Here is a 15059-nt window from a genome sequence, read left to right as displayed (position 1 = left end):
CCGCCGGCCGGGCTCGATCCCGGCCGACGGCTTGGGAGGTCAGCGCAGCGCCTGCTTGGCGAGCTCGGCGACGATCTCGTAATTCTGTGGCGTGACGAAGCCGGCGCCGGTGTCGACATTCATCGGCGCAAGGCCGAGCACCACCTGCTGGCAGAGGCTGAGGATCGGCAGATAGCCTTGCAGGAACGGCTGCTGGTCGGCCGTCAGCTGGACCCAGCCGCCCTTGAAGCCCTCGACGATCTGCGGGCTGGTGTCGAAGCCGAAGTTGAAGATATCGCCCGGCTTCCTGCCCGCCGCCTGCATGTAAGTGGCGACGTTGCCGAGCATCTGTCCACCGGGATAGCCAACCGCCTTGACGTCGGGATTGTTGAGCAGTGCCGCGGTGATCACCGGAATGGCCAGATTGGGGTCGGAAGCCCATTCGCCGCTTGGCGGCGAGGAGAGCTGTATGACCTCGACGCCCGCCTCCTTGAGGGCAGCGACAGTGCCGCGCTCGCGCGCGCCGCGGCTTTCGTTCTCGAACGGGCCGATCATGATCGTCTTGTCGCCGGCCTTGAGCCCGGCCAGCTTGACCGCCTCGGCGCCAAGCGCGCGGCCCTGCTGCTCTTGCTGGGCGCCGACATAGCCGCCGCCGAACGCCGCCGTGACCTTCGGCACCGGCACATTCTGGTACATCATCTTGATGCCGTCCTTGTGCGCCTGTTCGGCCAGCGGCATGATCGAAGCGTCGCCCGGGTGGCCCATCATGGCGATGCCGCCGGGCTTGACCGCGACAGCCTCGCGCAATTGCTGCACCATCTTCTCGACATCCCACTGGGAAAAGATGTAGTCGACCTTGGGTCCGAGATCGGCTGCCGCCTGCTTGGCGCCATTGTAGACGATGGTGCCGAAGGCATCGCCCTCGGCGCCGCCGACGAAGAAGCGGATATGGACGTCCTTGCACCATTGGGCGTCGAGCGCCTGCGCCGGCAAGGTCGAGAGTGCGGCGGCGAACGCCGTGACGGCCGCCGCGACGGTCGAGCGCAGAACTGTCCTTCTCATCGTAATGCTCATGCACGTTCCTCCCTTTGTTCCCTCGCTAGCCGAGGGGTTTCGACGATCGCTTCGGCAATGCGCCGCAATGCTCACTAGCCGGCTCCTCCCGCCGGCCGATCCTCAAGCTGGGCTCGGCAGATAGGTCGTGCCTCCTCTGCATTGCTTGAGATAGTCAAGTGCTCGGACTTGTCCGGTGATCTCGAGGTCGCCGCGATAGACCGGGTCGTGCCAGCCTTCGATGTCGATGGCGCCCTTGTAGCCGGCGAGCCGCAATTCGCTGATCACCCGCGTCCAGTCGCTGTCGCCAAAGCCTGGCGTGCGCATCTGCACGAATGGCAGGCGGCCGAACACGCCATGCTCGCGGATCACGTCCCAGCGCACCGTCGCGTCCTTGCCATGGACGTGGAAGATGCGCGGCGCCCATTTGCGGATCTGCGGGATCGGGTCGATCAGGTAGACCAGCTGATGACAGGGCTCCCACTCCAGGCCGAGATTGTCGTCCGGCAATTCGTTGAACATCAGCTCCCAGGCGTCCGGATTATGGGCGATGTTCCAGTCGCCGCTCGCCCAGTTGCCGTCCATGGCGCAGTTCTCGAAAGCAATGCGCACGCCCTTGTCAGCAGCACGTTTTGCCAACTTCCCCCAGACCCCGCGGAAACGTGGCAGGCTGTCTGGCAGCGGCTTGCCGCGGATGCGGCCGGTGAAGCCGCTGACCATGCTGGTGCCGAACAGATGCGCGTTGTCGATGATCGTTTCCCAGGCCTGGAGGACGCCGCGATCGACTTCGCCGCTCTCCAGCGGATTGCCGAACACGCCGATCGACGAAATGACGACATCGGCATCGCCGATCGCCTCGCGGATCTCGCCTGCCAGCCGTGGAATGTCCTTGCCGCCCAGCGTCTGCCAGAAGAACGGCTGGATGCTCTCGAAGCCGAGCGGCAGAATCTGCCTGATATAGGCGGCCGGGTCGTCGAGATTGGCCCTCACCATTGTGCCGATCCTGATGTCGAGCAGCGGGTTTGGCATCATGATCCTTCCTGTGCTGTGATAGCGACCCGGCGCCCGGTTTCGGCGCTCTCGATCGCAGCGAAAACCATGGCCAGGCTCTTGATGTTGTCGGCGCCGCGCGTCTCCGGCTCGGTGCCGGTTTCGACGGCGCGGACGAAATCCTGGATAATGCCGAGATGGCCGCCGACGCGATCGGCCGGGTCGAGCGGCGGCACGGCTATCGGTTCGGTGCGGTCGAACAGGCCTTCACGGACCGGCTGCACGACTTCCGCCTTCAGCCCGTCCTCGCCGTCCCAGACAATGCTGCCGCGCTCGGCGACGATCCGCCATGTACTGTCCCAACTGGTGCGGAAGCCGGCCGCGCACCAGCTGCCGGCATAGGTGAACAGCTTGCCGCCGCCGAGGTCGAAGCTTGCAGTTGCCGACGACCCTTGCCGATACCAGGAATTGGTCGGCTCCCACTCCTGGCAATAGACGCCGGCCGGTTCGCCGGCCACCATGTAGCGGGCCGCGTCGAATGTGTGGATCGCCATGTCGAGCAGCAGCACATGGCGCATCTCTTCGCGAAAACCGCCGAAATGCGGCGCAACGAAGAAATCGGCGTGGATGCTGGTTGGCGCACCAATGGCGCCGGAATCGAGAAAGCGCCGGATGCGCCTGACATTGGCGACATAGCGGCGGTTCTGAACGACGGCATGGATACGCCCAGCGCTGCCGGCGGCCTCGACAATGGCACGCGCATTGTCCGGGCTGTCGGCGAGTGGCTTTTCGGTCAAGAGATGGCAATGATGGGCAAAGGCGGAAAACGCGACCTCGCGGCGGGCTGCCGGAACCACCACGTCGAACACCGCGTCGGGCTTAGTCTGGTCGAGCACGGCGTCGAGGTCGGTTCCGATGACGGCGCCGGAAAGCTCGTATTCGCGCGCCCTCGCCCGCGCCCTTTCGGCGTCGAGATCGACCAGGCCGACAATGGCGAGCCCGTCGATCTGCCTGGCCGCATCGAGCCAGGCCTTGCTCATCGCTCCGCAGCCGACCAGGACGACATTGATCATCCAGTGCTCCTCCCTCTCGGCCCCTCCAGACCGATCCTCACGGCGTTCACGGCAGGGCCGTGAAACGTTTTCCGTAAACGTTTACGAGAACACACCCGGTGGCGTAGAATGTCAATTGGCCGGCTGCGAAAAATCGTGGTGTCGGCTTGGCCCGGAGAGCAGCCGGTGCTAGCCAAGCAAGGGGGAGAACTGTCCTTTGGCGTCCAGCATTCACGACCTTGCGCGTCACCTGAACATTTCGATCGGCACGGTGTCGCGCGCGCTCAACGGTCGCGCCGACGTCAATGCCGACACACGCCAGCGCGTGCTCGATGCGGCCAAGAAGCTGAATTATTCGCCGAACCAGTCCGGCCGCAGCCTGCGGCGCGGCGCCACCCATTCGGTCGCCTTCATGCTGCAGCCGCATCCGGGCGACCAGGAATATGGCGAGCCGTTCTTCATTCCATTCCTGACCGGGCTGCAGGCCAAGCTCGCCGAAAGCGGGCTCGACCTGATCGTGGTGATGGGCGCGCCGGGCGACTATCAGCAGGAGCGCCTGCGCCGTGTCGTCGAGACCCGCCGGGCCGATGCCGTGGTGCTGGCCTGGACGCGGCGCGAGGACGAGCGCATTGACTATTTGACCCAGGCCGGTTTCCCGTTCGCGACGCTCGGCCGCAGCCGTTCCGGCGGCGATTCCTACCCCTCGCTCGATCTGGACTTCGAAAAAGCCGGAGCAGACGCGGTCGATCGTCTCGTCGCGCGCGGTCACCGCCGCATAGCGGCCATCCGCCCGTCGCTCGATCTCAACTTCGGCTATCTGTTTCTCGCCGGATATCGCAAGGCGTTGCGGCGGCACGGCATTGAGTTCGACCCCGAGCTGATCGCGGAAGGCTTCATCAACGAGGCCGGCGGCTACGCGGTGACGCCCAAGGTCATGCGCTCCAAGGACCCGCCGACCGCCATCATCTTCAACAACGACGCGATGGCGCTTGGCGGCTGCAAGGCTCTGGCCGAGGCGGGCATCAGGCCCGGCCACGACGTTGCGGTGATCGTCATCGTCGACACGCCGCTCTGTCGCTATTTTTCGCCGGCGCTGACCGGCTTCCGCCCGGCGCTGGAGCCGATGGGCGAGCGGCTGGCCGAAATGCTGCTGGCTTCGATCCCGGCCTTCGCCGGCACCGAAGGCGCCCGCATCATCCGCGAAGTCTGGCCGCTGGAGCTGATCGCGCGCGACAGCGACTGATCAGGGCAGTCACTGAGCAGGCCGGCCTTGCTCAAAGCCGCCCGCGCTCGCGCTCCGGCGTTGCAACTAGCAAGGAAGCCGCGGCAGTGGCGGCGGCAAGGGCCGCCTCGACAGGCTCTCCACGCGCAAGCCCCGCCGCGAAGGCGCCAACGAATTCGTCGCCGGCGCCATGCGTGCTGACCACCTTCACCGGCATCGCAGGCAAGGCGAACGCCTGGCCGTCGCGGTCGCGATAGGCGACCCCCTCCCCGCCGGCGGTGACGATGGCAGCCGGATAGGAACCGACGAGCATACCGGCCGCCTTCGCAGCACCCTCGAGCGTGTCTACGACAGGAACGCCGGCCAGGAATTCCGCCTCGATGGCGTTGACGATGACGATGTCGGTGAGCGCGATCAGCTCGGCGGAGAGGTTTCGGGCGGGTGCCGCGTTGAGGACGACGCAGCCGCCATGCGCCTTCACCGCCCGCGCCGCGGCAATATTGGCAGCTTCCGGCACCTCGTTCTGCAACAGCAGCACCGCCGTTTGCGCGATCAGCTCGGCCGCCTCTGCGATGTCCTTTTCGCCCAGAGTAAGGTTGCTGCCCGAGACGATCACCGCGCCATAGTCGCCGCTGTCGTCGAAAATCGCCACGCTCATGCCCGAGCCGGCACCGGAAGCCACCCGCACGAGGCTCCGGTCGACGCCGTTGCGGTCGAGATTGTCGAGAAGCGCGGCCGAAATCATCGTCGCCGACAGCTCCGATCATCGCCGCACGCACGCCGGCCCGCGCTGCCGACACCGCCTGGTTGCCGCCCTTGCCGCCGCATTTCGGATGCCAGGCATGGCCGGTGACCGTTTCGCCCTTGCGTGGGCGATCGGGGGCTTCGACCATGATGTCGTAATGCAGGCTGCCGAATACGGTCACCAACGGCGGAGGAGCCGTCATGTGCCCCAGACCTTCATGAGCCGCTTGCCTTTCATGAGTTCTTATCTTTCCGTTTCGACGTCACCGCAGACATGGTGCGGCCGAGATTGCGCTCCGCCGCCTGGTAGTCGCGTTGCGCGACCGCCACGAACAGCGCGTCGAGAATGTTGAGCTGGGCAATGCGCGCCGCTGCGTTCTCACCCATCAACGGCGAGCCTTGGGCGGTCGAGCAAAGCACGATGTCGGCGACGGCTGCCAATGGCGAGTTGTCATAGTTGGTGATGGCCAGCGTGCGCGCGCCGCTTTTGCGCGCAAGTTGGATGGCGTCGATGACGGCGCTCGTGTTGCCGGAATGCGAGAAGCCGACGGCAATGTCGTCGGCGCCGAGCAGCGAGGCCGACATTAGCATCATGTGCGAATCGTCGTAAACGGAGGTGCGGATGCCGATGCGCAGGAATTTGTGCGAAACGTCGCGTGCGATCTGCGCCGAGCCGCCGACGCCGTAGAAATCGCGATTCCTGGCGCGGTAAAGCAGATCGGCGGCACGGTCGAAATCGTCCATGTCGAGGATGGCGAGCGTCTCCTCCAGCGCCTGGATAGAGGTGCGGAACACCTTCTGCACGATCTCGGCCGAACTGTCGTCCACCGACAGCTCCTGATGCATCTCGGCGGTCGGCAGGCGGCTGTATTCATAGACCGCCGTGCGAAAGTCGCGATAGCCGGAAAAACCCAGCTTCTTGGCGATCTTGACGACCATCGCCTCCGAGACACCGGCCTCCTCGGCGATCTGCTTGAGCGGTATGGTCTCGTCGAAGCCGCGCCGTCCGAAGACGGTTTCAACCACCTTCGCCTCGAGCGGCGTCAGATGCGGCATCATCATACGGATGCGCGGTCCTACAGCTTTCAGATCCAGGCCGGTCAAGGTCATCCACGTCCCCTCGTCACGCGATCGATAAGCATCGCGGCGAGGATTATAAGGCCAGTTGCCAGCAGCTGATAGAAGGACTGGACATTCATCAGCGTCAGGCCGTTGCGCATGGCGCCGAGGATGACGGCACCCACAATGGTGCCGACCACGCTGCCCTTGCCGCCCATCAGCGAGGCGCCGCCGATGGCCGCCGCGGCGATCGCGTCGAGCTCCCAGAGGTTGCCGAGAATCGGCTCTGCGGCACCCAGTCGGCCGATCAGGATCTGCGCGGCAAGAGCTGCCAGCAGGCCCGAGATCATATAGGCGGCGATCTTGGTGCGGGCGATCGGCACGCCGGCTATGTAGGCCGCCTCCTCATTGCCGCCGACGGCGAGCAGATATTCGCCGAACGGCGTCTTCTTGAGGATGATCCAGGCAACCAGCGCGACCACGGCCACGATGACGACCGCCAACGGCAATCCGAACAGCGAGCCATTGAAGATGGCGCGAAAGCCGGCAGGCAGGCCGAGCACCGGATTGCCGCCGGTATAGATCAGCGCCAGCGCCCGGTAGGTGCTGAGCGTGCCGAGCGTGACGATGAAGGGCTGCAGCCCGACATGGGCGACCAGCACGCCGTTGAGTAGGCCGCAGAGCAGGCCGATGGCAAAGCCGGCGGCGATGGCCAGCGGAAACGGCACGCCGGCAACCAGCATGGAGGCAGAGATGACTGCCGAAAGGGCTGCCGTCGGTCCGACGGACAGATCGATGCCGCCCGAGATGATCACCAGCGTCATGCCCAACGCCAGGCAGGCGTTGATGCTCGACTGCTGCAGGATGTTGATCAGATTGCGCTCGGCAAAGAAACCCGGGACCAGTGCCCCGAAGACGGCGAGGATCACCACCAGGCCGATCAGCGTACCGGCGTCGCGCACGGAAAACCGGTGCAGGAAATCGGCCGCTGGGCGCGTTACTGTGTGTTCGGTTATATCGGTCATCCGCTGGTCCTGTCCGTTATGCACCGGCCCGACGGCGTTGCGCCTTGCCGGCCTGAGTCTCCGTTTGGGGTATGGCGTGCGCGGCGATCGCCTGTTCGCTGAGACTTGCGCGGCCCAGTTCGGCGGCGACCGTGCCGTCGCGCATGACCAGCACGCGGTCGGCGAGCCGGATCACCTCGGGCAACTCGGACGAAACGACGACGACCGAATGGCCTTCGGCGGCGAGCTCCTCGATCAGGTGGTAGATCTCCGCCTTGGCGCCGACATCGATGCCGCGCGTCGGCTCGTCGAACAGAAGGATCGGCGTTCCCGCCGCCAGCCAGCGGCCGATGATCGCCTTCTGCTGGTTGCCGCCGCTGAACAGGCGGATCGGCCGGTCGAGCAGGAACGGTCTGAGATTGACGCGTTTCATCTTCTCGGCTGCCACGCGCTTCAGCCGGCGGCGGTCGATGAGGCCGCGCGGCGCGAACACGCCCATCGAGGCGAGCGCCATATTGCTGGAGATCGACCGCAACGGCACGATGCCTTCGCGCTTGCGTTCCTCCGGCACCAGGCCGATGCCGGCCGCGATGGCGTCGCGCGGGCTGAAAAGTTTTACCGCCTTGCCGTCGATCTCTATTGTGCCCGATGAGACGCGGTCGGCACCGGCCAGCAGCCGCAGCAGTTCGGTGCGGCCCGAGCCGACCAGGCCGGCAATGCCCAGCACCTCGCCGCGATGCAGGTCGAACGAAACGTCATGGACCTTGGTCGCCGAGGCGAGATCACGCACGCGCAGCCTGATCTCGCCGGAAGCATGCGGGCGGTGCTGTGCCTGGGCAAGCTCGCGGCCGACCATCATCGAAACGACGGCCTTTTCCGACACCTGCGCGAGATCAACGGTTTCGACCACGACACCGTCGCGCATGATGGTGGCGCGCTGGCAGATGCCGAACACCTCGTCCAGCTTGTGCGAGACATAGACGACCGCGACACCGTCGCGCGCCAGACCGGCAATCACCTCGGCCAGCCGTTCGAACTCGCTTGGCGTCAGGCTGGATGTCGGCTCGTCCATCGCCACGATCCTGGCGCGGTCGAGCAGCGCCCGGGCGATCTCGACGATTTGCCGCTGCGCGACCTTCAGGCTGCCAAGCGGGGCTGCCGGATCGATGGTCGGGTCGATGGCGGCGAGAGCTTCCGCAGCGCGGCGTTCCTGCTCGCGCCGGTCGACGAAGACGCCGCCGCGCGTCAGCGGACGGCCGAGGAACATGTTCTGGGCGACGCTTAGGCGCGGCACCTGCTGCAATTCCTGATGGATCATGGCCACGCCCGCGGCGCGTGCCGCGACCGGGTTGTTCAGCGTCACCGGCTTGCCGTCGATCAGCACGCTTCCCGCTGTCGGCCGGTAGACGCCCGACAGGATGCGCAGCAGCGTCGACTTGCCGGCACCGTTCTCGCCAAGCAGGCCATGGATTTCGCCGGCGCCGACCGAAAAGGACACATCGCTCAGCGCCCGCACGGCCGGAAACACCTTGGAAATGCCCTCGAATTGCAGCCGCGCTGACATTGCTTCAGTTCTCCAGGCAAGGATGCCGACCCAAGGCCGGCACCCGCCGCCCCTGCTCTACTGGCCCGCTGCCGCGTCCTCGAGCAGCGCCTTGCGCACGGCATCGCCGCCGCCGGAGTAACGGTCGGCATTGTCCTTGGTGATCAGCGCCTGCGGCGTGGCAACGACGCGCGGCAGCTTCTGCCCGGCCACCAGTCGCAGCGCCGATTCCAGAGCCACCTCGCCGGTCAGCACCGGGAAGCTGTCGACGGTACCGGTCAGCTCGCCGGCGCGGATCGAAGCGTAGGCGTCGGAAATGCCGTCGGTGCCGAAGACGGCGACCTTGTCCTGCAGGCCGGCGGCCTTGACCGCTTCGACGATGCCGAGCGCCATGCCGTCGTTGTTGGCATAGAAGCCGATCAGGTCGGGGTGCTGCTGCAGGATGTTGGTGGCCGCGTCGTAGGAGGTCTGGCGATCCCAATTGCCGGGCACGCTGGCGACGACCTCGAACTTGCCGGCCTCGGTGATCGTGGTCTTGAAACCGTCGGTGCGCTGGACGGCGGCATAGACGCCGGCCTGGCCTTCGACGATGGCGACCTTGCCGCCATCCGGCCGGTTCTTGATGAACCATTTGGCGACGCGCACGCCATTGTCGCGCTGGACATTGCCGACATAGTACTCGGCCTGCGGGATGACCGCGTCATTGACGTTGACCACCGGCACGTTGGCGGCCTTGGCCTGTTCCATGATCGGCTGCAAGTTGGAGTCGGTCTGCGGCGAGACGAGAAGCACGTTGTAGCCTTGCGTAACCAGGCCTTCGGCGATGGTGAGCTGGCCGAGCTGGTCGCCCTCGCTCTGCGCCGCCTGGTAGACGACGGGCACACCGATACGGTCGCCGAACGACTTGTAGCCCTCACCCAGCGAGCGCCAGTATTCGTTGGTCAGCGTCTTGGAGACCGCACCCGCCTTAGTGCCCTCGGGCAGCTTGGGGAAAGCCCCGAACTTGGCCTCGAGCTGCGACCAGTCGATGCGATCCTTCTCGGTGTCGGAATTGAGCGGCGCGAGGTCCGCGGAAAAGGCCGAGCCGATGGACAGCGCCATCAGGCCAGCGGCGGTGGCGGTGGCAAGCAGAAATTTCATGGTCTTTCCTCCCTTGTTGAAACGGTAATGGCGCGAGCCTCAGCTGTCCGGCCCGAGCATGGCTTCCTGGATGATGGCCTGCGACGCGACCGCGTCCTGACGGTCGACGGCGGTGGAAAGGCGGTTGTCCTTTTCCAGCCGATCGACGACGCGCAGCATGCGCTTGACGGTCGCGATGTTGACTTCGCATTCGTGGACCGGATCGAGCCCGGTCATGTCAGGGAACGTGTCGAAATAGATGGCGCCGGCGTAGCCGTCGCGGCGGATCTGCCTGAGCAGCTCGATCGTCTGAACCGTATGCACCGCGCCGACCATCAAGCCGTCGTCGCGCTTGGCGTAGCCATCGTTGAGGTGCACGCCGAGCAGCTTGCTGTGCCGTGCCACGAGTGCGGCGGCGAAAGCCGGCTGCTCGTCGGCATAGAGCACATGGGCGAAATCGAGCGTCACGCCGAGATTGGGCAGGCCGATCTCGCGGATCGCCAGCAATGTCGTGGCCGCATCGGGCATCAGGCTGTAGGAGCGCGGCTCGTTGGGTTTGTATTCAAGGCTGATCCGGCAGTCCGGATCATGCGTTGCAACTTCACGAATACCATCGATCTCGTGTTGCCAGAGCGCTGTGTAGTCAGCCTGGAAGGCATAGTCGAAGCCATCCTGCCCGAGCCACAAGGTCATCAGGCTGGCGCCGGCCTCCCGAACGGCGTCGATGCCGGCCTTGGTCAGGTCGATGGCCTCCCGGCGAACGGAAGGATCCGGGTTGGTGAAGGCGCCGAGCTTGAAGGCCGGATTAGAGTAGTAGCGCATGGCGAAACCATTGATGGAAAGCCCGAGATCGCCAAGTTTCCGCGCCATTTCCGCAGGCTTTTCATCGACATGGTCGGGAAAGTTGAGGTCGAGATCGGTCAACTCTGCAACCTTCGCTGCACGCGCCGCCATCTGCAGCATGGACGGTTTGCCGACAAGATCAGTCCACTCGGCCTGCGGCCGCGAGGCAAAGGAATTGAGGCGGGTGGCGAAACGATAGACTGTCATCGGTGACCTTTCATTGTCATAACTTCACATAAGAATGATTATTTGTAAAGTCGTTAATTGCCCTCTCGGCGGCGACGAGTTCGCCAGACCCAGGCCAGTTGCAACCGCATGGGGACAAGCAAGCGCGGCAGTGTCACGCAAATATCATGTTCGCGTCCTAGATCGCTTCTCCGAAGGCTTTCGCGGCATCGTCGATGCGGCGCGGCGCTTTTTCAGGTCCGGCACCTTTGTTACCAAAGAGGATATCCATGAAAAACCCGCACCGAACCGCGTCCCTCGCCGTCGCGCTGGCGATGTTCACCGCCTCGACTCCGGCCTTGGCCGACAACTCCGCGACCGTCGGTGGCGTCAGCTTCGTCAACAAGGGGCTGGTCGGCGTCGGCCGTATCCCGGCCAGCCAGAAGGACAAGTTCGGCGAGACGTTTGGCTCCGGCTCCGGCATGGCGATCGACGCTGCCGGCTGGACGCATGGCGCGGACGGCTACAAGGGGTCGCTATGGCTGTTGCCGGATCGCGGCTACAATGTCGTCGGCACCACCGATTACCGGCCGCGCCTCAACACGATTGCCATCGAGTTCGCCCCGATCGCGCCGGGTGCAGTACCAGCCGCCGGCCAGGAACAGTCTGGCGTCAAGGCGACGCTTGCCGACACCATGCTTTTGACCGACGACAAGGGCGCCGATGCGACCGGCCTCGATCCGCTCAACGGCGTGCGTGCGGCGACCGACGACATGCCGATCCTGCCCGAAGCCAACGGCAAGCTCGCGCTCGATGACGAGGCGATCGTGCGGCTGTCCGACGGCACCATGTTCATCTCGGACGAATACGGCCCGAACATCTACCGCTTCTCCGCCGACGGCCATCTGATGTCGGCAACGCGGCCGCCGGCAGCCCTTGTCCCGATGCGTCATGGAACGCCGAATTTCGCGTCCGACAATCCTGGGCCTGGTGCGGCGGAGCCCGATCCGAAGGATCCCGAGACCGGGCGCCAGAACAACCAGGGCCTCGAAGGCATGGCGCTGACGCCGGATGGCAAGTTCCTGATCGCCGTGTTGCAATCGGCCCCGCGGCAGGATGGTGGCGATTCCGCCTCGACGCGCCAGAACACGCGCGCGCTGGTCTACGATGCCTCGGATCCCGCCCAGCTCAAGCTCGCGCATGAATATATCGTGCCGCTGCCGGTGTTCACCGATGCCAAGGGCAAGACCAAGATTGCCGCGCAGAGCGAGATCGTGGCGCTGTCGGACAAGACCTTTCTGATGCTGGCGCGCGACAGCGGCAACGGCCAGGGGCTGAAGGGCGACACTTCGCTCCATCGCGAGATCAGCATCGTCGATGTGTCGGCGGCAACCGACATCGCCGGCAGCGAGTTCGACAAAGACAAGCCAGTGGCGCCCAAGGGTGAGCTCGATCCATCGGTGACGCCGGCCAAGCTGACGCCGTTCATCGACATCAACGACAAGAGCGAACTCGGCCGCTTCGGACTGCACAATGGCGCGCCCAACGACCGCAACAACCTTTCAGAGAAGTGGGAGGCGATGTCGGTGGTGAGCGTCCTCGATCCGAAGCTGCCCGACGACTATTTCCTGTTCGTTGCCAATGACAACGACTTCCTCACCCAGGACGGCTTCCAGGTCGGCGCGCCCTACAAGGCCGAGGACGGCGCCGATGTCGACACCATGTTCCTGGTCTATCAGGTCACGATTCCCGGCTTGGCCGGGAAGTAGCGACACCCATGCAGGCGGACGCGCCGACCGCATCCGCCTAGAGATCGTGAAGGCACTTACCTCAACATCTCTGCGTCCTTTGGCACACCCGCATCGATCGGCTCGGCCGTCCTGTTCGACACGGCGGTGGTCTTCGCGGCGGCCGACAGGTTCGGGCGCACGAAGACCGGCGCGACGCCGTTGACGCGGCTGTAGAGGTCGATAATGTCCTGATTCATGAAGCGCACACAGCCGGACGAGGCGTTCTTCCCAATGGAATCCCACTCCGGCGTGCCGTGCAGCCGGTACATCGTGTCCTTGCCGTCGCGGAAGAGATACAGCGCGCGGGCGCCTAGCGGGCTCTGCGGGCCGGGCGGCATGCCGTCCTTGTATTTCGCCAGTTCCGGCCGGCGCTGGATCATTTCCGGCGGCGGCGTCCAAACCGGCCACATCTTCCTCGCCTGAACCACGGCGCTGCCGGTCCATCCGAAACCGGCCTTGCCGAGGCTGACGCCATAGCGAATCGCCCTGCCGCCGTCGCGCACCAGATAGAGGAAGTGCTCGGAGGTATCGACGACGATCGTGCCGGGTTTTTCTCCGGTCGGGTCGGACACGATCTGGCGCACGAACTTCGGATCGATCTTGGCTACCGGGACTGCCGGCAGTTGATAGCCCTCGTCGACGCGCGCGGCATACATGCTTGCGACATCGCCGAAAGCCGGTTCGCTTGGCGCCACTGTCAGTGGCGGCTTCACCACGTCCGTCGTGGTGCACGCCGAAAGAGCCACGGATGCCGCGCCCAAAGCGGATGCACCGAGAAACGCGCGCCGGTCAGGCGCTCAAAAAACAACGGAATATCGGACATGCCCCCCCGCTTACCCATAGGATTTAGTAAGGAATGCGGCCCCCCGCATCCAGGATCAATATCCGATTCCGGAAGCTTTGAGAACATGATTAGATCAAGGCGCGCTAGACGGAATTTGCAACGCCGCATCGACCTGTCCCGTTAAATCGGCAATCATTGCGGACCGGACCCAAATAAGCCGTCGCCGAGTTGCCTGCCATGGACGATAAGATGCCCGCGCGCCGGCGGACCGGCGATCTCACCAGTGGCCCCATCCCGCGCACGTTGCTGCTTTTCGCCCTGCCGGTGCTCGGCTCCAATGTGCTGCAATCGCTCAACGGCTCGATCAATGCCGTGTGGGTCGGCCGCTTCCTCGGCGAAGCGGCGCTGACCGCCACGTCCAACGCCAACCTCGTGCTGTTTCTCATCCTCGGCACGGTATTCGGCATCGGCATGGCGGCGACCATCCTGGTCGCGCAATCCGTGGGCGCTCGCGATCTACCCGAAGCCCGCCGCATCGTCGGCACCAGCGCCACGTTCTTCTTTCTTGTCTCGGTGGTGTTCGCGGTCTGCGGCTGGATCTGGGTCGATGCGATCCTGAACGCGCTCGGCACGCCGGCCGATGCCTTGCCGCTGGCCCGCTCCTATCTGCGCATCATATTCATCGCCGTGCCGATGATGAACCTGCTCTCCTTCGTCATGACGGTGCTGCGCGGCGCCGGGGATTCGCGCACGCCCTTCTTTTTCATGGCGCTGGCCGTCGTGCTTGACGTCATTCTGAACCCACTGCTCATCCGCGGCATCGGCCCGTTCCCCGAACTTGGCATCGCCGGCTCGGCCACCTCGACGCTGATCGGCCAGGCGGTGAGCGTGATTGCCATTCTGATCGTGCTTTATGCGCGCAAGCATCCGCTGCGGCTGGCCGGCGCCAATCTCGCCCTGCTCCGGCCGGACCCAACGCTGCTGCGCATCGTCGTCGTCAAGGGCGTGCCGATGGGCCTGCAGATGATCGTCGTCTCGGCCGCGGCGCTGACCGTGATGGGCATGGTCAACGCCTACGGCTCGCAGGTCGCAGCCGCCTACGGCATAGCCGCACAGCTCTGGACCTACGTCCAGATGCCGGCGCTCGCCATCGGCGCCGCGGTCTCGTCCATGGCGGCGCAAAATGTCGGCGCCGGACGCTGGGATAGGATCGGCCGCATAGCCGCCTCCGGCGTCGGTTTCAACCTCGCCCTGACCGGCGCGCTTGTCGCGCTGCTGTTCCTGTTTGACCGCGCGGTGCTCAGCCTCTTCCTCAGCAGCGACAGTGCGGCCATCGACATCGCCGTGCACATCAACAACGTGGCGTCCTGGTCCTTCATCCTGTTCGGCATCACCATCGTGCTCTTCGCCACCGTGCGCGCCACCGGCGCGGTGATGCCGCCGCTGATCATCCTGGTGATCTCGGTGCTGCTGGTGCGCACCAGCTTCGCCTATTTCTTCCGAAGCATGATCGGCGAGGAAGCTCTGTGGTGGAGCTTTCCGGCTGGCTCTATAACCTCGCTCGTGCTGGCCGCGGCCTATTATCGCTTCGGCCGCTGGCGCAGCCTGCACATGATCGAGAGCCGGCCGGCTGCCGGCGAACCGCCGGATACCGGCCTCGGCGTACCGCGCCAGCGCGCGCACCTTTCGCCGGAGACGCCGAACGGCTGAAA

General features: G+C 65.1%; 11 protein-coding genes and 2 pseudogenes. 3 read left to right on the top strand and 10 right to left on the bottom strand.

All coding sequences use genetic code 11. The features are described 5' to 3' along the window. Positions 1 to 39 precede the first annotated feature (39 nt). The 3 genes from NKI85_RS08770 to NKI85_RS08760 all read right to left on the bottom strand — a co-directional run bounded on the left by NKI85_RS08770 (position 40) and on the right by NKI85_RS08760 (position 3095). Positions 40 to 1053 carry a substrate-binding domain-containing protein gene (locus NKI85_RS08770; RefSeq protein ID WP_352524342.1) on the bottom strand — a complete coding sequence of 338 codons (1014 nt, stop codon included), beginning with the start codon at positions 1051 to 1053 and terminating at the stop codon, positions 40 to 42. Between the two features lie 102 nt (positions 1054 to 1155). Then, a complete protein-coding gene (locus NKI85_RS08765) occupies positions 1156 to 2064 on the bottom strand; it encodes a sugar phosphate isomerase/epimerase family protein (protein ID WP_352524340.1) in 909 nt (302 codons plus the stop codon). Continuing rightward, the gene (locus NKI85_RS08760; protein WP_352524338.1) at positions 2061 to 3095 is read right to left on the bottom strand and encodes a Gfo/Idh/MocA family protein; all 1035 of its coding nucleotides are present in this window, start codon (positions 3093 to 3095) and stop codon (positions 2061 to 2063) included. The genes NKI85_RS08765 and NKI85_RS08760 overlap by 4 nt, the downstream gene beginning before the upstream one ends. Before the next feature lie 196 nt (positions 3096 to 3291). Between NKI85_RS08760 and NKI85_RS08755 the strand changes: the two genes are divergently transcribed. Further along, positions 3292 to 4317: a LacI family DNA-binding transcriptional regulator gene (locus NKI85_RS08755; RefSeq protein WP_352524336.1), complete on the top strand. Its 1026-nt coding sequence runs from the start codon at positions 3292 to 3294 to the stop codon at positions 4315 to 4317. Between the two features lie 31 nt (positions 4318 to 4348). Here the strand turns inward: NKI85_RS08755 and NKI85_RS08750 are convergent. The 6 genes and pseudogenes from NKI85_RS08750 to NKI85_RS08725 form a co-directional block, all read right to left on the bottom strand. After that, positions 4349 to 5243: pseudogene (locus NKI85_RS08750) on the bottom strand (ribokinase). A 31-nt stretch (positions 5244 to 5274) separates the two neighbouring features. After that, positions 5275 to 6150: a MurR/RpiR family transcriptional regulator gene (locus NKI85_RS08745; RefSeq protein ID WP_023721163.1), complete on the bottom strand. Its 876-nt coding sequence runs from the start codon at positions 6148 to 6150 to the stop codon at positions 5275 to 5277. Then, complete coding sequence (locus NKI85_RS08740) at positions 6147 to 7124, bottom strand: ABC transporter permease (RefSeq protein ID WP_352776585.1); 978 nt, start codon at positions 7122 to 7124, stop codon at positions 6147 to 6149. Before NKI85_RS08740 ends, NKI85_RS08745 begins: the two co-directional genes overlap by 4 nt. Before the next feature lie 16 nt (positions 7125 to 7140). Beyond that, positions 7141 to 8667: a sugar ABC transporter ATP-binding protein gene (locus NKI85_RS08735; protein WP_352776584.1), complete on the bottom strand. Its 1527-nt coding sequence runs from the start codon at positions 8665 to 8667 to the stop codon at positions 7141 to 7143. Between the two features lie 57 nt (positions 8668 to 8724). Beyond that, positions 8725 to 9786 (bottom strand): sugar ABC transporter substrate-binding protein, encoded by a 1062-nt coding sequence (locus NKI85_RS08730; protein ID WP_352776583.1) that lies wholly within the window; start codon positions 9784 to 9786, stop codon positions 8725 to 8727. 39 nt (positions 9787 to 9825) lie between these two features. Then, positions 9826 to 10815 carry a TIM barrel protein gene (locus NKI85_RS08725; protein ID WP_352776582.1) on the bottom strand — a complete coding sequence of 330 codons (990 nt, stop codon included), beginning with the start codon at positions 10813 to 10815 and terminating at the stop codon, positions 9826 to 9828. Between the two features lie 248 nt (positions 10816 to 11063). Between NKI85_RS08725 and NKI85_RS08720 the strand changes: the two genes are divergently transcribed. Beyond that, the gene (locus tag NKI85_RS08720) at positions 11064 to 12542 is read left to right on the top strand and encodes an esterase-like activity of phytase family protein (protein ID WP_352524321.1); all 1479 of its coding nucleotides are present in this window, start codon (positions 11064 to 11066) and stop codon (positions 12540 to 12542) included. Between the two features lie 56 nt (positions 12543 to 12598). Here NKI85_RS08720 and NKI85_RS08715 read toward each other — a convergent pair. Further along, a pseudogene (locus NKI85_RS08715) lies at positions 12599 to 13386 on the bottom strand (L,D-transpeptidase). 198 nt (positions 13387 to 13584) lie between these two features. On the opposite strand from NKI85_RS08715, the gene NKI85_RS08710 reads away from it, so the two are divergent. Further along, a complete protein-coding gene (locus NKI85_RS08710) occupies positions 13585 to 15057 on the top strand; it encodes an MATE family efflux transporter (protein ID WP_352776581.1) in 1473 nt (490 codons plus the stop codon). The last annotated feature ends 2 nt before the right edge of the window (positions 15058 to 15059 follow it).

It is taken from the genome of Mesorhizobium sp. M0571, from assembly GCF_040320985.1.
Lineage (GTDB): Bacteria > Pseudomonadota > Alphaproteobacteria > Rhizobiales > Rhizobiaceae > Mesorhizobium.
The sequence above is the reverse complement of the archived record's forward strand: the minus strand, read 5'-3'. Positions and strand labels throughout refer to the sequence as shown.